General features: G+C 47.6%; 18 protein-coding genes. 3 read left to right on the top strand and 15 right to left on the bottom strand.

Annotation, left to right across the window (positions count from 1 at the left end; all coding sequences use genetic code 11):
* Positions 1 to 18 precede the first annotated feature (18 nt).
* From ACPV3A_RS27065 to ACPV3A_RS27045, 5 genes are all read right to left on the bottom strand, one after another.
* Complete coding sequence (locus tag ACPV3A_RS27065) at positions 19 to 909, bottom strand: ABC transporter permease (RefSeq protein WP_426202460.1); 891 nt, start codon at positions 907 to 909, stop codon at positions 19 to 21.
* 82 nt (positions 910 to 991) lie between these two features.
* Complete coding sequence (locus ACPV3A_RS27060; protein ID WP_426202457.1) at positions 992 to 2527, bottom strand: extracellular solute-binding protein; 1536 nt, start codon at positions 2525 to 2527, stop codon at positions 992 to 994.
* Positions 2528 to 2763: 236 nt separating this feature from the next.
* On the bottom strand, positions 2764 to 4107 hold the full coding sequence (locus tag ACPV3A_RS27055; protein WP_426202455.1) for a response regulator transcription factor: 1344 nt from the start codon (positions 4105 to 4107) through the stop codon (positions 2764 to 2766).
* Positions 4100 to 5857 (bottom strand): sensor histidine kinase, encoded by a 1758-nt coding sequence (locus ACPV3A_RS27050; RefSeq protein ID WP_426202452.1) that lies wholly within the window; start codon positions 5855 to 5857, stop codon positions 4100 to 4102. Before ACPV3A_RS27050 ends, ACPV3A_RS27055 begins: the two co-directional genes overlap by 8 nt.
* A gap of 191 nt (positions 5858 to 6048) precedes the next feature.
* A complete protein-coding gene (locus ACPV3A_RS27045) occupies positions 6049 to 6831 on the bottom strand; it encodes a phytanoyl-CoA dioxygenase family protein (protein ID WP_426202449.1) in 783 nt (260 codons plus the stop codon).
* Between the two features lie 124 nt (positions 6832 to 6955).
* Here ACPV3A_RS27045 and ACPV3A_RS27040 point away from each other — a divergent pair, with 124 nt between their 5' ends.
* Complete coding sequence (locus ACPV3A_RS27040; protein WP_426202446.1) at positions 6956 to 7843, top strand: helix-turn-helix domain-containing protein; 888 nt, start codon at positions 6956 to 6958, stop codon at positions 7841 to 7843.
* A 79-nt stretch (positions 7844 to 7922) separates the two neighbouring features.
* Here ACPV3A_RS27040 and ACPV3A_RS27035 read toward each other — a convergent pair whose 3' ends face one another.
* A complete protein-coding gene (locus tag ACPV3A_RS27035; protein WP_194542385.1) occupies positions 7923 to 8678 on the bottom strand; it encodes a siderophore biosynthesis protein in 756 nt (251 codons plus the stop codon).
* A gap of 21 nt (positions 8679 to 8699) precedes the next feature.
* A complete protein-coding gene (locus ACPV3A_RS27030) occupies positions 8700 to 9176 on the bottom strand; it encodes a hypothetical protein (protein ID WP_220685492.1) in 477 nt (158 codons plus the stop codon).
* A gap of 124 nt (positions 9177 to 9300) precedes the next feature.
* Between ACPV3A_RS27030 and ACPV3A_RS27025 the strand changes: the two genes are divergently transcribed.
* Both ACPV3A_RS27025 and ACPV3A_RS27020 read left to right on the top strand, forming a co-directional pair.
* A complete protein-coding gene (locus tag ACPV3A_RS27025) occupies positions 9301 to 9951 on the top strand; it encodes a hypothetical protein (RefSeq protein ID WP_220685493.1) in 651 nt (216 codons plus the stop codon).
* A 102-nt stretch (positions 9952 to 10053) separates the two neighbouring features.
* Positions 10054 to 10539 (top strand): hypothetical protein, encoded by a 486-nt coding sequence (locus ACPV3A_RS27020; RefSeq protein ID WP_426202443.1) that lies wholly within the window; start codon positions 10054 to 10056, stop codon positions 10537 to 10539.
* A gap of 112 nt (positions 10540 to 10651) precedes the next feature.
* On the opposite strand, the gene ACPV3A_RS27015 is transcribed toward ACPV3A_RS27020, so the two are convergent.
* From ACPV3A_RS27015 to ACPV3A_RS26980, 8 genes are all read right to left on the bottom strand, one after another.
* Complete coding sequence (locus ACPV3A_RS27015; RefSeq protein ID WP_426202441.1) at positions 10652 to 11101, bottom strand: DUF1569 domain-containing protein; 450 nt, start codon at positions 11099 to 11101, stop codon at positions 10652 to 10654.
* 101 nt (positions 11102 to 11202) lie between these two features.
* On the bottom strand, positions 11203 to 11457 hold the full coding sequence (locus ACPV3A_RS27010) for a DUF4181 domain-containing protein (protein ID WP_426202486.1): 255 nt from the start codon (positions 11455 to 11457) through the stop codon (positions 11203 to 11205).
* Between the two features lie 126 nt (positions 11458 to 11583).
* Positions 11584 to 12042 (bottom strand): hypothetical protein, encoded by a 459-nt coding sequence (locus tag ACPV3A_RS27005; protein WP_194542380.1) that lies wholly within the window; start codon positions 12040 to 12042, stop codon positions 11584 to 11586.
* A 240-nt stretch (positions 12043 to 12282) separates the two neighbouring features.
* Positions 12283 to 12921: an RNA ligase family protein gene (locus tag ACPV3A_RS27000; protein WP_194542379.1), complete on the bottom strand. Its 639-nt coding sequence runs from the start codon at positions 12919 to 12921 to the stop codon at positions 12283 to 12285.
* 14 nt (positions 12922 to 12935) lie between these two features.
* Entirely contained in the window at positions 12936 to 13895 is a 960-nt protein-coding gene (locus ACPV3A_RS26995) for an AAA family ATPase (RefSeq protein ID WP_194542378.1), read from the bottom strand.
* Positions 13896 to 14060: 165 nt separating this feature from the next.
* Positions 14061 to 15191 (bottom strand): GntR family transcriptional regulator, encoded by a 1131-nt coding sequence (locus ACPV3A_RS26990; RefSeq protein WP_339296389.1) that lies wholly within the window; start codon positions 15189 to 15191, stop codon positions 14061 to 14063.
* 118 nt (positions 15192 to 15309) lie between these two features.
* Entirely contained in the window at positions 15310 to 16902 is a 1593-nt protein-coding gene (locus ACPV3A_RS26985; RefSeq protein ID WP_426202438.1) for an ABC transporter substrate-binding protein, read from the bottom strand.
* A 63-nt stretch (positions 16903 to 16965) separates the two neighbouring features.
* Positions 16966 to 17862, bottom strand: a complete 897-nt coding sequence (locus tag ACPV3A_RS26980) for a carbohydrate ABC transporter permease (RefSeq protein ID WP_426202436.1) — start codon at positions 17860 to 17862, stop codon at positions 16966 to 16968.
* Between the last annotated feature and the right edge of the window lie 4 nt (positions 17863 to 17866).

The following is a 17866-nucleotide window of genomic DNA, read 5'->3' as shown; positions in this document are numbered from 1 at the left end:
TCCTACCTCCACTCCAGCCTAAAAGATCCGATAATTGTTATATTTATAAGCCGCATAGTATGTCACAGCCACGAGCGCTAGGGAGATGACGGATTTAAAAAAGCCGACTGCGGCGGCAGGTCCGAATTGCTGACTGAACATTCCGAGCCTATAGACGAAGGTATCGATAATATCCGCACCTTCATAAACCGTCGGGTTGTACATAATCAGAATCTGTTCGAAACCGGCATTGAGAATTCCGCCAAGACTTAATACACCCAGCAGGATGAGAATCGGTGCCATGCCGGGAAGCGTAATATGAATCATCTGTTTCCATCTTCCCGCTCCGTCTACTTCTGCAGCTTCATACAGCGTTGCATGGATTCCTGTTATGGCTGCGAGCATAACAATCATGTTATAGCCCATCCCTTTCCATACGTCCGAACCGATTATGATCCCACGGAACCAGTGGTTATCCAGCATAAACATGATCGGTTCCATATCGAGCGCACCCAGCAAGCCGTTTACCGGACCATTCAGGGAGAACAATTCTATGATGACGCCGCCAAGCACCGTCCAGGACAGAAAGAATGGCAGGAAGATGGCGGATTGGATAAAACGCGAGAACCATCTTCGGGTGACTTCGTTGAGAAGCAATGCCAGAATCAGAGGCACCAGTAAAAACAAAATCATTTTAAATACGGAAATGACAATGGTGTTCCACAGTACCTGCTTGAAATCGGGCAGTTCAAATACATATCGAAAATTATCAAAGCCAACGAAATCCGAGTGGAAGAACCCGGCCAGCGGCTCAAACTGTTGAAAAGCCATCACGAGGCCGGCCATAGGCCCATAAGCATAAATTAACGTGACAATAACTCCAGGCAGCAACATCAAATGCAGCAGAAATTCTTTTTTCAGCGTTCTCACAGATGAACCTCCCCGTCCATTTAAAACGGGAGGAATCTGCCAACTTCATAAAGGCTTATCCTCCCGTTCTATCATTCAAAGATTATTTGGCACTCTGCTGGCCGTACCAATCGTTGACCTCTTGCGTAATCTGATCGCCGCCAAGCGACTTCCAGCTCTGAACGAATTTATCAAATTCGTCCAGCGAAGCCCCCATGACGATCTTGGTGAAGGTTTCCTGCATCAGTTTATCGAGCTGGGATCCCTTCTCCACTTGCGTTGCCGTGGGAAGGCCGTAAAATTCATTGTTCACATAAGCCTCATTTTCTTTGATTTGACGCGTCATTCCCCAGCCGCCGTCTTTCGCCGCCCGACTGAAATACTGGCCCCAATTCACGCCTTTCGAGGCATCTGCGGTATTACCGGCAAGGTAATCCTTTGTTGCTTTGAAGACGTCGGCCACATTTTTGTAGTTCTCGTCATCCAGCGTGATTTCCGATTGGTTCGCGTCAAGCGCTTTGTTTACTTCGGTATAGATCGTATCGATTTGGGCCGGATTATAAATCCGTGGATTGAACCAATTGTATACATAACCTTTTTCCGCTTTATTCTGATCCATGTACTTTTTGTTGCCCATCTCGATGTAGAAGTTGATCATCTTAATGGCAGCTTCCGGATTCTTCATTTTTTTGTTCACGACCACGAGCTTGTTGCTGCGAATTTTGGGCACCATCGACTTCCCGGGTCCATCCAGCCCAGGAATTTGAAGGGCAATCCATTCTGCCTTAGGATCTTTATCGACATTGAGATTCAATGGCCAGTTCGGATACCACCATTCGCCGTAGGAAATGCCGACCTTGCCTGCGGTAATATCTTCAACGGACTTGTTCTCGTCCTTCAAGGCAAATTCCTTATCCAGAATTCCTTCCTTGTACCAGGACTGAAGCTTGCCCAGCGCGGTCTTTACTTCCGGCTGAATGAGTCCAGGTATAAGCTTGCCGCTGTCGTCCTTAATCCAGGCCGACTGATTGTCCCCAATGGACGGATAAGCGCCAAATCCATTAAAGAAACCTCTCAGGTCAAAGCCCCAGAAGAACAGATTCTTCTGCATCGCGATACCGTACGTGTCACTTTTACCGTTTTGGTCCGGATCCTGCTGCACAAAAGCCCTTGCAACCTGTTCCAGCTCATCCATGGTTTGCGGCGGCTGCAAATTCAGATTGTCGAGCCAGTCCTTCCGGATCCAGAGCAGCTGGGTAGACAGGAAAGGATCCTCAAATCCGGGAATCGCGAGCAGCTTGCCTTCCGACGTAAACGTCTTCATCGCAAATCCGCCGTCAGACTCCATATACTTTTTCAGTGCTGGTGAAGCAAAGTCGTTGTAAGCTTGGGTAAGATCGGCAAGCATCCCCTGCTTCTTCAGCTTCTCGAAGTTCTTCTGGTCCAGTTCCATCACATCCGGCAGATCCGCCGAAGCCATGGCTAATGAAAACTTCTGTTCAAACTGGCTGGAAGGCACCGTCCATTTGTACTGAACCTCAATGTTCAGCATGTCTTTGAGATCTTTGAAGTAAGCATTCTGTTCAGGCGTAATCCCTTGCGGTGTCCGCGGATCCTCCGGCGGATTGTAGCCGAGCACTTGCGTGACCGTGACCGTTTCAGGATATTTGCCTAGAGGGTCGGGCGGTGCCGTATTGGTTTTTGCATCCTCTGCGTGCTAATCAACATCATCTTCGCTAGTTTGATCCATCTCATGATTGCTTTCCCCCTTTATCTGGCGTAATCTTGATATCCGTGCTGCCTACGTCTCATTATAGATTCCGGCCGAAAGCGCTATCAATTTTAAGTTTTTTACATCTCTTTCACTTTTTTTACTTATTGGGCATTTCGGTATTCCTGTGGGGAAACCCCCATCTTTTTCTTGAAAAATGTCGTGAAATAAGAAGCAGATTCGAATCCGAGCCGAGTGGCAATCTCCTGCAGTTTCATATTCGTATGCAGCATCAGATGAAGCGCTCCCTCCAGCTTTTTCGCCTGGATATACTCCAGCAGGTTGTGACCTGTCAGCTGCTTGTAGTAGCGAGACAGATAGGACGGGTTAAAATGGACTTCCTCCGCAATCGCGGTCAAGGAGACATCCCCGGATAAATGCTCCAAAATATATTTATGGATCTGGTCAATCACATCGAATTTCATATCATCCTGCGTGAACCGATCGTAATCTCGCCCTTTATCTTCAAGCTCTTTAGCCTTTTCAATGTCCACAATGACCATATTTTGACCAAGCGCAGCCCTGCACTGCAGCATGGATTGTATAACATCAAGCTGCTGCCCCGAGGTATCCCACTTATGGAGCAGATTGCCGGATATCCCGAAAGAAACATGAACACCGAGCAGTTCCTCGCATTCATTTTGGACCAGCTCCAGGATGCCCCTCATATAGGAGATAAACCTGTGCCAATGCAGCTCATACTCCGGCTCATCCCCTCGAAAACGATTCCGAAGCTCCGCATCCGGCTGCAGCAGCCATACCTGTAAGGCGTCATCCAGAACAGCATGCTCACATGTAAATGAGGAGGGCAAATCGTTGATAAACGTCATCTGAACAGCTTGCGCCACATCCTTTGTTTTCGTCTCCGCTGCGCCGCTGATCCTTCCCATGATAAAGAATGCCGGCTGGTCTACATCAATGCGGAACTCCACTTCTTCATAGCGAGGCTCGGACAATAGACGATGAACAGGTTCTCCTTTCAATACCTTTCGTATCAGCTCCCGTTTCAGCAGGGGCTCGGCGATTTGAAAATGCACTTTTGCCTTTTCCGCCTGGATTCTGCGACGATTCTCCTCATCAAGCTTAGAGGAGGCCTCTTGAACAGCTTGAAAAATCGGATCGATTCCTTCGGTTTTCAGGATGTAATTATCCACGTTTTTTCGCAGTGCTTCATGCACATAATCAAATTCACTATAACCGGTTAAGAAAATGATTCGGCAATGCGGCCAATAGTATGTAATTTCATCAATCAGTTGAAGCCCGTTCTTATGGGGCATTCGTATATCGCTGACCAGGATATCCAGCTTCACTCTCATGGCAATCTCCAGCGCTTCCTTGGCGGAATAAGCTTTGCATACATCCAGTTCCAATTGTGCATGCTCCTGAAATAGCTGAACCAAGCCGTTAACGATGACAGGTTCGTCGTCTACGATCAACAGTCTATACATGATAATGCCCCTCCTCTATCCCATCGATGATAATGATCAGATCCACCTTTAAGCCGCCATAGACGCTGCGCGAGATGAATAATCCGCTGCCTGGCCCGTATTTAAGCTGAAGCCGGTTGTTCACGTTGACCAAACCTGTTTTTTCAATATGCTTCGAATCCATCGCAAGCTTATCCTGCAAACGCTGCAGCATGTCATTCGTCAACAGCTTCCCGTTATCCTCCACCGTGACACGCAATTGGCCTTCCCGGCAATCGCTGCTGATGTATAATTTCCCTTCCTCCATGCCGTCTTCAAACGCGTGCTCAAACGCATTTTCTACAATAGGCTGTATGATGAGTCTCGGAACGGTAATGAACGGAGGGATGTCCGAAAGTTCCTTATGCTCATATGTTATCCGGTTCGAGAAGCGGATGCCTTGAATCTCGCAGTAATCGAGAGCATGCTTGTATTCCGTATAGAAAGGAACCTCGTCGGAGCCGCTTCTCGTGATGTATTGATAGTAGCTTCCGAGCTTTTGCGAGAGCTCCGCTGCGCTGTCTGAGTCTCCAACCTTGCACATCATATAAATATTGAAGAAGCTGTTATATAGAAAATGCGGATTGATCTGGGACTGCAGCTGTTTCAGCTGCGAGTGCTGCAGTGCTATTTTTTGCTCATAGTTTTCCTCAATCGAATGTTTGAGCTTATGCGCCATCCTGTTGAACCCGTTAAATACGTAATGAAACTCATCTTTGCTTCTGGAATCGATCATGATGTTCAAATTATCGGTTTCGATCATATGAAAGGCTTTGACAAGCTTGGACAGAGGCCTGTGGATCATCAGATTAACCGAGAACGAATAGAGCACCATGACGGTCACCGCCAGAATAAACAACGTATAAAACCATGTAATGAATTGGCTTAAAGGCCGCGTTATTTCATTTTGGTTCACATACATGACCAGGGACAGATGCAGCGCGCTAACTTCATTCTGGATGATAAAATAGTCTACGCCATCCAGCTCCCCCGTCCCCGATACGCTTTGTTCCGGGCTGGGATTGTCCAGAATATGACTCAAAATCTCGGATGACTCATCGTCCCGCGAAGCTGTCGTTAATATGGTCCCCCCTTCTTTACTCCCGAGTAATACTTCGGATTCCGGATACAGCTTGGCAATTTCGCTTAAAGCCCCCAGCAGCTTGGATCTGGAAATTTCGATGTAGGACCAGATGCCGCCGTTGTTTTCGGTTTCAATTAGAAAAATCCGGTCACCGCTGCGGTAAAAAGAAGGCTTGGGCATAACCGACATCATGGAAGATATCCGTTCCATTTCCTTATTGGGCGTGTTGGTTACGCCCGTTGTGGTGGAGATCGTTTTCCCGATATCTTTTACGTAAACACCGGCGCTCACAATGTACTCGCTGGAGACCATGAGGGTTGCAAGCCGATCCCTGACCTGATCAATAAGCTCCACCTCTTCATAGTCTTCCAGCATGCTGCCCCGAAAGCTCAGCTTCTGCAGATCCTTGTCATTTAACAGCTGCAGCTGTAAATTCCGGATAAAATACATCTCTTTATCGAGCTGTTTGGAATAGAAGGATGCGCCTGCCGTCGCGGAGTTCAATAGGGACTCCTTCGTAACGGACATCCCCTTATAATTCAACCAAATATTCATCGAGATGAGAGGAAGTAATAATAGAATAAAAACGATGACGATTTTCTGATATACAAACCATTTCGATGCTTTGCCCGGAGCCTGAAGTTTCATGCGTTCCCCCCATTTTGTATCAACCGATCTATTATCATCTAGTATAGGGGGGCTGGCTGACATTACAACGAAATATTTTTACATGTTAGTTGTGAACATGACCAGCCATGAATTTCAGGCATAGAAAAAAGCCCCGTAGGGGGCTTTAAGCTGCTTTGAATTAAAGCAAAGGGCTCAGCACTATGATGTGGTCATTTCGAACCGATGATTTCATATTTTGGCTTCACGTTGTTGAAATCCGGATTGGTTCCGCTTACCATTAGCCCCATTCCCCAATCGAAGTGAACATCCGCTGTAGGGACATCCGCTGCATCACGATATTGGAACAGGATGTTTCTCCGCGTACGATCGCTCCGGTTCACGTCCGAGCCATGAATGGTCAGGTAATTAAAGAAGAGCACATCGCCCGCCTTGGCTGGGCACGGGGTTCCCGAAGATAATGGATACTCCTTGTGGTTCAAATAGTAAGCGCCGATATGCGGAAAAACGCCCTGTTTATGGGATCCCGGCACAACGCATAGGCAGCCGTTCTCCATATCGGCATCGTCGAGATGAACGCTGGCTGCTAACATGGTGTGATCGCGATGTGGGAAATACGGATAGTCTTGATGCATGGGAAACGCGGCCCCGTTAGCAGGAGGCTTCACCAGCATTTTCGAGTGATGCAGCTGCACATTCGGTCCGATGATCCCGTTCAACGCTTCTGTCATACGGGGATGGATTGCCGCTCGCATGAACGCGGCATCATGATAGTGCACATCGTGAAAACCTTTCAGGACCAGCTTCTTAAGCTGCTCAGGCGGCAGGAAGTCACCTTGCCAGGCATGGTTTTGATCCGATTTGGCGCGTGCCGCCCTCTGGATAATCCCCTCAACTGCCGCTCTCATATCCTCAACTTCCTGTTGATTATAAACGCCCCGGACCAGCAGGTACCCATTCTCTTTGTAAAATTGCACATCCTTCTCGTCAATCATCACCATGCACCCTCTCGATATTTTATGGAATATCTAGTTTAATTATAGTAAGGGCAAGCGAAATCGTATTTGCACGGTTATGACGACGTTTTGCAAAATTACGCCAAAGGAGCTGTAAACTGCCTTGTATCATTGGAGCAAAAGCGAGGAACGCCTTAATCGTTATGCTGGACGGCTTGAGGGTGAAAGCCTCTCATTCCTTGTCCATTACTGGGGGACCGTCCGGCATTTGACGGCCAATTCCATACATCGGCATTCATTCTATGAGATATGTTATGTGGACGGAGGGACCGGTGTATATACAGACGGAAATCAGTCTTATCCCTTATATGAGGGGGTAGCTTTCTGTACACGCCCAGGTCGGTTACATCAGATTAAAGACGTTCACGATCTGAATCTGTTGTTCGTTGCGTTTGAAGCGATGGAGAAACCATCAGCTCCCGATGTATCGGTGAAATACATGGAAGCGCTTGATCGATGTGCTGTTTGGACCGAGCATGCGGGCGAATCACCCGCCACCCAAATATGGAAATCCATGCTAATCCGGTCGGAATCCGATGACTCACTGCCTTCATCGCTTCTGCCCAAGCTGGCACATGTACTCCTGCAATCCTTTCCTGGGCTGCTCGGGGCTTCCGGCAGCTTCGAAAGCGCCCCTCTCCTATCATCCGCGTTACAGCTAATTCAAAAGGCAAAGTTGTACATAAGAGACAACCTCAGTGGGCCTGTGTCACTACCCGAAGTAGCGGCTTACCTGAATGTGTCCGAGCGGCAATTATCCCGATTGTTTGCGGAGAGCATTCATGAATCCTTTACCTCTATGGTTCGCACCGAACGGATCCGGGCAGCCGAGTTAATGCTCCAGCACACCCAAGATCCCATCAAGGTGATTGCAGAGCGAACCGGGTTCTCATCCGTTCATTACTTCACAAGGCTGTTCACCAAGTTCAAGGGCATCCCCCCTGCCGCCTATCGAGCGAAATGGGCCTTAGAGGCGGATCAACAAGAATGATCTCGCAGCCCTCCATTCACGAGGCTGCTTGTATTTCTAACCTAGACATTCGTCATCATTGCCTAGGTTAAGTCGCAGTTCAAGTATATTCCAAGCAAATGACTGCCTTGCACAGTTCCTTTGAGTAGAATAGATATAACGCATCAGCCCCGTAGGCCTGAAAGAAATATCCCGTTAACCGACCTATATATGTAAATGTCTCTCCCTCCGGCGTACGAGGCACATGAAGCAGATTGGTCTGCTCAAACCTGAGCCAATCTTCCAGCGACTCGCCCTCCTCCTGCAGATCCCGCTGGGCTTCTTCCGACATAAATCCGATGTCATCCAGGAGTCCGTTGATCTCAGGAAAGCTCAATCCCCAGCCCTTCTCCAGCTTTTCCTGGTATTCACTTTTCAGCTCATCCGACGATCCGGCAGCGCGACCGAACGACGAGTATGGGAAGATATGTCCCTTCTCTTCATAGAATTGCTTGCGAGCCATGAAGTCCCGCTCATTGTCGGCATAGGCTTCTATCAGTGTTTCATGATCGGGTTCCTGCTCGAGCAAGAAGTAGTTCCAACCGGTCTCGAAGCGATATTTACCATCCACCACATCAAAACCAAACATATCCTCCTTCGTGTACGCCGTGTGTTCGGAGGCCGTCTCTTCACCGACACTGCCTTCGTGAATTTCTTTAACGGATACAAAGTGCAGCCACTGATCCTCCTCGGGAAAGAGACATTTCAGGTTCAGGGAGAGAATCGGGAGAAAATGCTGCCGGTACCGCTCTATATCGCCATCAAAAACATCCTCATAAGCTGGAAAAGGACGAATATGCGATTTTGATATATTCATAATTGCTCACTCCTTAGGCTTTTATGAATCCATGAGATTCACAAATCGTTTCATCTTCTGCTCAAAAACTATATCATAGCGGAATTGCCGTGGGTATCGATCTTCGCGCAGCAGTTCGTACAATACCGATTGTCCTTCCTGATAGCGGACCGCAAACTCACATTCATCATAAAATTTGCGGGATAGCCGGCGAATCTCGTTATCCCCACTATGGCTCCGCCAACCCAATTGAATCATATCCAGCTGATCCAGCGGATCGCGATACGTGTCCAGCACGATGCAGGAAACCGAATCCTCCACCTCACGGAATACCAGAACATGTCCGCTGTTCACAGGACTATCGAAGTACCGTTCATATATATTTCTTACGGGAACGGTTATGTCAAGCCGATCCATCACCGCTTGGAAGTTCGGGTGCACCTTATACTCGTCAGACCATTCATCCGGATACCATACGAGCTCGGAAATTGACGCTGTAATATTGAACTCATATTTCATCTCTCGTTGCCCCCTCATAGGGGATATTCTACCATATTGCATTCCTGAGTTTGTATTCCCCACGCTTAACCACGGTGACTTGGCGTGTTATAATTCGATTAATATGCTGGAAGGGATGAAATAAATGCTGGAACTGGAAGCCGCTTTAACGAGATTCATAGAACAACAGGACTTATATAATCGGGATTTCGGGCTCTTCACCGATCATGAAATACGACAGCGGTCCGAGGTCCGGATGCCACCCGTGGATGAACGTATCACGCTGTCCCCTGAGCTGACCTATCTATATAGCCATTATGAGATGATTGACGCTATGGCCGAAGGAACCCATAAAATGAAAAACGCGGCGGTTGAGATCGGAGAATCGGCGGTTATCTACTTTGTTTCTCCTGAGCATCTGGCCCGGCAGCAATTGGGTTATCGCTGGATTAGCGACGGTGGTGAAATCGTGGAATCGAGCACTTGGCTAGCCCATCACCTCGTCATTGCCAATGTGAATGATGATCCGCTGATGGTAGACGTCCAAGCCAGTGGTTCGCCCGTATATGCCGCATTCGAAGGTGGCGAGCCAAAGCTGATCGCGAATTCGCTTGCGGATTGCTTTCACGCGCTGTCCATTCTCATTCAAGGTGCTCTTCATTTCCAAGGTGAAACCAGCGACGAAGAAACCTATGAGACCAAACCGGATTTTCTCGCCCATGTGATGCCATCACTGACTGATCTTTTGGGAAGCGAGCAAATGGATGCCCTGCTGGAATATTTATCGCTTCAGTAAAGATGTCTGATCGTTTAATCTAACCGTACCATTACAAGGTATATGTAATCGAAAGGTGCGATGATTCAATGTTCATAAGAGATAATAAATAAGGAGATTCGCATGACAGGAACTTTAACTTTAATCCGTTATAACGGAACCGAAAAACACGCTTTGGCCGGATCCAAAGCCTATGCAACCCGCAACCAAGTCAATGAACGGCCGCAAATCATGCTCTGGTTCGAGACAGAGACGGAACCCGAGCCGCTCCAGTCTTTACCGGACTCGGATGAATTATTGAACAATCCGGATGCGGAGCTTACGATTTATCTGGATACGTTAAAACTCGATGTCTTTGCTCCGCTGGAATTTACGATTGCCCAGGGTTACAACGAGAACTCCAGAAGCCTGGATGCAAGGCTGTATTATTTTGAACACCAAGAGGTAAATGATAACCGGGGACGCATTGAGTATCGAGGAAATAGCGTATTTTACGTATATTGGAAGGGGACGACGATGGACGTCAACTATTATGACGGCAGTAAGCCGGATACCCGATTGGAGCTGGAAGGCGAGTTTACTATGGAGAAATACGAGGATTGGTTATAAAGAAAAATAGATAATCTGCAGCAAAACCCTTCAACCCCGTAGAGCCAACCTTCGTTGGGATGGCTCTACGGGGGGGGATATAAGCATCCATACTGCACAGGTTTCTTGAGCCTTAAACACCAAACTGTTTCAAGTGATGGTCCAGATGCTTGTATAATCCCCTCCCCCATTGCTCCGGAGTCAATTTACCGAAGAATGCATGAGGATGCGTGGTACATTTCTCAGGTCCGTTCTTTTGGAATGCTACTATTTTTTCTTTCAATTGTTCTCTTTCCGTTTCAAATTCTCTTGGATCCGCAATCAAAATATCCGGAATCGTAGACATATTGCGGGGTAACGGTTTTTCATTATAAAATACAGGCTTCGCGAGATTCCCTACCAGCCTACCTAACCAGCCTCTTGGCGGGTTTGTGATGCCCATGGCGATATCTTGGAACGCGGAGCAGTGAGACAGCATTTGGGCAGCATCCATTTTTCCCCATACCGGTTGTGATTGAGCGCTTAATGCGTCGATTCGGTTTAAGATTTGAGTCATATCTACATGATTGAACATATTATTCATGTTAGCCTCTCCCCATAATGTAATCCATGTCTAAACACCTGATTACATTATAGGTGACCCATCTCCGGGACATTTCTTTTTGATTGCTTTTTTTAATATTTTTATAAGAGAATGAATATCATCAATCCTGTGAAGAAAAGCGAAACTGCAGCCAATAGGATTGAAACTTGATGGTGCCTGCTTTCGCGCATGTATTTCCACTCCATATATCCGCGAAAGCAGAAGATTACGGATAATAAGAACGGCCATATGGGATTGGGTCTGCTCCTATCCATCGTCCATATAAGGATGAGTATCGGAATTAATAAAGCCCATGAGCCCAGAAGATACCATTTATGCACCGGTGTATCACGCATCTCTTCCTCGCCGACGTCGATGATCTTCCTTAAGACCCATTGACCAACACAAATAACAAGGAGAATAAATGAGTATAACCCCTCCATTATCATCCTCCTTTAAGTGGAATAATAAGTAAGTTCTTCCTACAGCCATCTCATAAAAAAACCTTTAGACACCTTCACCTGTCTTTCGCGTGCCCAAAACTCCAGCTGCCTGATTCCCTCCGTCTGCTCCTCCGCGAACGTAAAACATAACTTTAGAGGTACGATTGCACGCCCTTTCAGTTTAATCCCGACCACCGGTTTCCTGTCATGGTTGATCAGCAAACATTTCACAGCTACAACGTTAATTACTGTACCGTTTATGACGATTCCGTCTTGAGTTATTTCCAACATGCCTGGTTTCATCAGATAGGTTCGATATACGGAGATGAGGAATACGGCGGAACAAAAAACTAACCACACCAAGCAGGCATAATAAAAGAAGTCCCTTTCTTCATGGCCTCTTATTATATTTCCAAGAAGAATAGCGATTAAAATCAACATCGATATCATCAATCTGATCCCTGAAGGAGCAGAAACTCGAAACATCTTCATATTCATCTTTACACTCCTATCATGAAATAATGATGGTCTGTATTCTGATCCATATGTATAGGTTCATTATACTTGAACTAACAAAATGTGGTGACCCTATGTACAAACAACAATAAAAAAAGCCCCGATTTAAGCGGCAGCTCCTGTCTTTATCCATTTACATTATCTCATATAAAAAGCAATCTGGAATTACATGATCAGCACCTCATTTTCTAATATTTAATGTTTATTACACTCACCCATCGTCTATTCCGCAGTTGCCAATTGATTCGGTTCGATCGGTTTGCTTAGCCAATGTTCGTCGGTTTGTACGTGATTCTTGCGAACGAACTTGGCAACGCTGCGCTTAAAGTCGTCATATGCAAATGCGGAAGCCAGCCGAACCACATAACCTTCCTGCTCCCCGCCGCAGTCTGACTGCTTCGTATAACAAGCCTTGGCAGCATCCTCGTCCCAGATTCCCCGGTACAAGACAGGAACCGTGACCAGCCCCAGACGTTCCGCCCATTCCTCCGTCTCATCCCATGACAGGCACACATTCAACTCATTCCATACGGAGAACAGCATGAAGTAGGACGGCAGCGCCGAATACAAAAGCGAATGCTTGGCATATACGTTTTCCCCGCAGAGACGATAACCCTCCGGAATCATATACTTGATGCCCCCATGCAGCGTCTTCACATAATGACGGGAAGGATGATCCTTGCTGTCCAGCGATCTCGCATGAATGAAACCGGGGTACATCGTGGTGTTCTCCCCGTCCATTTTCTCGGTAATGACGACCTCCTGTCCCGTAAAATGGTCCGTGTTTCGTAAAATCTTATCGTCATCCGTATACCCTCTGGACCAAGGCAAATGCATCGTTTTGGGATACTTTATTTTCATCGTTGTTCACCTCCTTATTTGCCGAAGGTATCGGCTTCTGCGAAGAAATACAGCTCAGCCAGCCTATCTTCGCCTAACAAATGATAGATTTTGGATGCCCCTGCATCCCCTCCATGCAAAATTTCCATATGAAAGCTCACAAGTTGAACGACGTGCTGAATGAATGCATCATCATACCCAAGGTCCTTCAATGTATGGCAGGCAATGCTTGCCGATACGTGCTCGTGCCCATAATAGGAATAGTACCCTCTTGCTTGCTTCCATACTTTGCAGAACGGCTTGCCCGCGTCATGGAACAGCGCTGCTAATTGCATAGCCAGCAGATGCTCGCCTTCATAGAAAGCATTGATATATTCCAGCACGGCATACGTATGCTCCGACAACGTTTTGGAATGATGCGGATTCTCCTGATCATATCCCAGCATCACATTGAAATAGGGAGATTGGGACAAGTAGAGAAATAACTCATCATGACCCGCTCTGCGTGTTAACAGCACTTCCAGTTCTTCTCTTGTAAGCTGCGTTTCGCCGTGCTCATGAACGAGATGCAGATCACTGAATCCTTCTCTCATGACAGGAAATTCAAGGTTCTTGGCATATTTCGTCATGATCTTCTCGTCGAGCCGGCGTTTTCGTCCCTTGACTCTTTCCAAAGCCACTTCATAAGGGGTTGTGCAGATATGGCATTCCACCGATCGTTCGCCAAATCGCTTCAGGAACTTCTGTCTCCGCTCCCGGCTGACATTGGTGGCATCAAAAACGACATTTCGTCCGGACGCAAGCGCCTGTTCGATCTCGGCGAAAGCTGCATCAAATACCAGATACGTATTTTTCTGTTTGGATTCGCTGCCGAACAATCTTTCACGGATCGAGTCCGTCGCAACGATGACGGCCCGCTCGCTTTTGCATAATTGTTTGGCATAATAGCTTTTTCCGCTGCCGGGTATCCCCACCAGCATATGAATGGTACACATGTTGTTCACCTCCTCCATGCCTCTAAATAATGTACCATCCTTGCGGAGTGATTGAGTAAGTAGAGAATTTTTATACTCAACTTTTACATACCTATAAAAAGGCTGATTGCAACAGGAAGAAGCCCTGCCCGGCAATCAGCCTTCATATCATCCTTTCTATCCTATCTACTCCGTGACTTTCCCTCTCGGAGCTGCTGCGGTTGTATCACGCTCCACCAGCTTGACGGGGATCAGTGTCCGGTCCGGTGTCTGTTTCCCTCTCTCGAGCCAGTTTACAACATGTTCGGCAGCTTGGCGTCCAATCTCGTAAAAATTCTGCTCAACGGTGGTCAGCGGAATCATGACATGCTCTGTGACAGGATTATTATCAAAGCCTATGATCGAAATATCCTCCGGAATACGGATCCCTCGTTCCAAACAGCGGTTCAGCAGGTTGGCGGCGATCAGATCATTCTCCGTCTGAACAGCCGTTACCCCTTCCGTCCGGTAAGAGTCCAGCAGCTCATTATAAAATCGTTCAAAGCCAACCTTCTCTCGATAATCCTTCATATTCAGCCTGATATAACGGCTATCCACAGGAAGTCCATGGTCCTTCAGCGCTTGGCAGTATCCGAAATACCGGTTGCGCACCGAAGAGGTTGATTCAATGCTGACTGCTGTAAGAAACGCGATCTTTCGATGACCGAGCTCAATCAGCCTGGATACGGCTTGATAGGATCCACTGAAATTGTCAGAAACCACCGCCCCAAGCGGCAGACTGTCAAAATATTTATCGATCGTCACGATCGGATAATCCTCAAGGCAAAGTCGATGCAGAATGTCGTAATTCGTCTGATCGTTCCGCGGATACAATATAATGGCCGCAATGCCCTTTCGGGTCAGCATTTCCAGCAGATCGCGTTCTTTCTGGGAATCGTAGTCACTTTGGTGAATACTCAAATAGTAACCGTTCGCGTTGAGCCAGTCCGAAGCTCCGCGAATATATCCCATCGTGCCGCGATCGTCTTCGGAAGGCAGGATCAGCGATATCATTTTATCCATTCCAACCGACCGCTGCTCTTGCCCACGTTGCCGGGGTTTAACAAAGCTGCCGCTTCCTTTGACACGGTAGATAAACCCGTCCCGCTCCAGCTCCTCAAGCGCTCTTCTTGTTGTAATACGGCTCACGCCGAAGGTGGAGCTTAGCTCGGACTCCGTAGGAAGCTGGGCTTCAGGAGCATAGTGGCCTGAAGAAATTTGTGATTTCAGCTCATCCATCATCACGCGATACAGCGGTGGTTTATTGTCTTTGGTCAACTTGGTTCTCATCCCATCTATATCTATTTTCCAGTGTAAATCTTGTCGTACTAAAATTATAGCGTTTGCATCATTGGCATGTAAACCGCTCCTATCTTCCTACTTCGAGTCATTTCGATTACTTTACATTTGTATAACGTTCATACTGCGCTCGTTTGATATCCAAGTAGCTCTGGGCTCCCATTTTGTCCAGAGTCTTTACGTAGTTATCCCAGTCCGTGTCCAGGCTGGCTTTCCCCGTCACAAACTTCACCCGCATCTCCTCAATGTATTTATTAATATCGGTCAGGATCGCGCTCGTTTGATTGGCTTCCTCATCCGTAGGAACAAAATCTGGCCAAAGCTCTTTAGGCGCCAACTGATTCAGCTCAGCCGGATCCGCCTTAATCTCGTCGGCTACCGTCGTCCCACGTGCCGCCATCCGCAAATCGTCGTCTGGCTCAACATATGGATAATAAGCACCATACACATTATCAACATATTGGAAAGCGCCCAGCTGCACGCCGCCCTTGTAATTTAGAATCTCGTCCTTGTATTTCGGTTTGCCGTCAACCATATCATAGGTTTCGCCCTCAAGTCCAAAGGTGGCAAAGTTAATCCCTTCCTCCCCATAGAAATAATCGATCCACTTGATGGTTTCAACCGGATATTTGTTTTTGTTGGTGATGACAAAGCCGAAGATCCCTTTGGCAGGCGGCCCAAGCACCCCGGCGACTTTATCCCCGTTCGGCCCCTCGAGGGCATGAATGCCTACATAGTTCTCGGCTGCATCCTTACCTATATATCCCGGTCCTTCCCATACAAACGAACCGATCAGATTGTTGGAGCCGTCCGTAGACCACTTCGCATAATCATAGCCTGTCGTAAAATTTTGCTGGGCCAGTGACCCGTCCTTGTACAAATCGCTCATGTAACGGAGCAGCTCTCTGTACTTCGGATCATTAAACGTTGTCTTAACCTGTCTGTCCGCGTCCTTATATAGATATTGACCGAATGCCTTGGCACCGCCTTCCCCCATGCCGAAGCTGCCGGCCAGAAAGCTCTCCAGGAAAGTCCAGTACTGCGATTCAAGCACCCACCCGAGACGGGAGCTGTCCTTCTCCCGAACCTTCATGAGCGCTTGTCGGAACTCCTCGGTCGTCTTGGGCACTTGAAGCCCTGCTTCATCCAGCCAATCCTTATTGATATACAGGCGAACGGAATTGAACGCTTTAGAGAAATCGACGTAAGGCAGGGCATAAATATGCCCGTCCGACATCGTGATGGCTCCCTTAATGTCCGGATTATCCTTCAGGAGTTTGTTCAAATTCGGAGCATGCTGCTCAATCAGGTCCTCGAGCGGAACAAATAAGCCCTGTTTGCCGTATTTCATCAGCTCGTCGGTACCGAAAGCAATGCGATAGAATGCATCCGGCAGGTCGTTGGAGCCAAGCATGACATTTTTTCGTTCGTTGACGGCGGAACCCGCCAGCTCCTCAAATTCGACTTGAATGCCGGACATTTCTTCGTATTTTTGCCACATCCATAATTGATCGGCCGGAGGATGCACATCGGTATACCCGCGCTTAACAATCCTTAGCTTGATGTTCCCGGGATCTCCGTCCGTTCCGGCCGGCTCCGGCTCCGCCTTCCCCCCTGAACCGCCGCAGGCGGAAAGCGTCAACGAAAATGACATCGTCAAGGCAAGCAGAAGTTTCATTCCTTTTCTCATATCCATATCCCCTCTTTTCATGATTATGAGTTCCAAGCGGTAATAACCACTCTCAGCATCGGCTTACCCTTTGATAGCTCCCACCATGATGCCTTTCTCAAAGAAACGCGACAGCAGCGGATACAACAGGAGCAGCGGCAGCGCGGATAATACAACGATCGCATATTTCAAGCCTTCCTTGACCATCATCTGATCCGCATATTCGGCACCGACCGATATTCCGGCCATTTCCTTGAAGTCGTTCTGAACCAGTATTTCTCTTAAAATCAGCTGCAGCGGGAATTTACTACGATCCGTCAAATAAATCATAGCGTCAAAATATGAGTTCCAATGGCCAACCCCGTAGAACAGGATCATTACGGCAATGATCGGCATCGACAAAGGCAGCACAATTCGATACAGCATATGAAAATCATTGCAGCCGTCGACGTAGGCGCTCTCTTCGAGCTCCACCGGAATCCGGGTCTGGAAGTAGGCTCGCATAATAATCATGTTGTAGGCGCTGATCGCACCAGGCAGTACCAAGGCCCACATCGTGTTCAGAAGTCCGAGCTCCTTGTTTACCAAATAAAGAGGGATCAGCCCGCCGCCGAAAAACATGGTGAAAGCAAACAGCAGCGTAAACAGTCCCTTGCCGTAAAAGCGCTTTCTGGAGAGCGGATAAGCGCCAAATACCGTCATCATAATATTGATCGCCGTCCCTATGAATGCATACAGAAGCGTATTGGCATACCCTCTCCAGATCTCGCTGTTCTCGAACACTTTGGCATAACTGTCAAGATTGAAGCCTGCCGGGAACAGCAGCAGCGGCTTGTCCCAAATTTGGCGCGGATCGGAAAATGAAGCAAACAAGACAAAGAGAAGCGGGTACAAAATGACGATGATTACCAGAATGGACAGCACTAGAATGATGATATCGGCCAGCTTTTCTCCAGGCGTTCGTTTGATGTTCAGCAGCACTTCT

The organism is Paenibacillus sp. Dod16 (assembly GCF_049893405.1).
GTDB lineage: Bacteria > Bacillota > Bacilli > Paenibacillales > Paenibacillaceae > Paenibacillus_AQ.
The sequence above is the reverse complement of the archived record's forward strand: the minus strand, read 5'-3'. Positions and strand labels throughout refer to the sequence as shown.

Excerpts from the sequence above, each read along its gene's own strand:
- ACPV3A_RS27055 (WP_426202455.1), bottom strand. The coding sequence starts at position 4,107 with ATGTATAGACTGTTGATCGTAGACGACGAACCTGTCATCGTTAACGGC.
- ACPV3A_RS27050 (WP_426202452.1), bottom strand. The coding sequence starts at position 5,857 with ATGAAACTTCAGGCTCCGGGCAAAGCATCGAAATGGTTTGTATATCAG.
- ACPV3A_RS27045 (WP_426202449.1), bottom strand. The coding sequence starts at position 6,831 with ATGATTGACGAGAAGGATGTGCAATTTTACAAAGAGAATGGGTACCTG.
- ACPV3A_RS27035 (WP_194542385.1), bottom strand. The coding sequence starts at position 8,678 with ATGAATATATCAAAATCGCATATTCGTCCTTTTCCAGCTTATGAGGAT.
- ACPV3A_RS27030 (WP_220685492.1), bottom strand. The coding sequence starts at position 9,176 with ATGAAATATGAGTTCAATATTACAGCGTCAATTTCCGAGCTCGTATGG.
- ACPV3A_RS27025 (WP_220685493.1), top strand. The coding sequence starts at position 9,301 with ATGCTGGAACTGGAAGCCGCTTTAACGAGATTCATAGAACAACAGGAC.
- ACPV3A_RS27020 (WP_426202443.1), top strand. The coding sequence starts at position 10,054 with ATGACAGGAACTTTAACTTTAATCCGTTATAACGGAACCGAAAAACAC.
- ACPV3A_RS27015 (WP_426202441.1), bottom strand. The coding sequence starts at position 11,101 with ATGAATAATATGTTCAATCATGTAGATATGACTCAAATCTTAAACCGA.
- ACPV3A_RS27010 (WP_426202486.1), bottom strand. The coding sequence starts at position 11,457 with ATGCGTGATACACCGGTGCATAAATGGTATCTTCTGGGCTCATGGGCT.
- ACPV3A_RS27005 (WP_194542380.1), bottom strand. The coding sequence starts at position 12,042 with ATGAATATGAAGATGTTTCGAGTTTCTGCTCCTTCAGGGATCAGATTG.
- ACPV3A_RS27000 (WP_194542379.1), bottom strand. The coding sequence starts at position 12,921 with ATGAAAATAAAGTATCCCAAAACGATGCATTTGCCTTGGTCCAGAGGG.
- ACPV3A_RS26995 (WP_194542378.1), bottom strand. The coding sequence starts at position 13,895 with ATGTGTACCATTCATATGCTGGTGGGGATACCCGGCAGCGGAAAAAGC.
- ACPV3A_RS26985 (WP_426202438.1), bottom strand. The coding sequence starts at position 16,902 with ATGAGAAAAGGAATGAAACTTCTGCTTGCCTTGACGATGTCATTTTCG.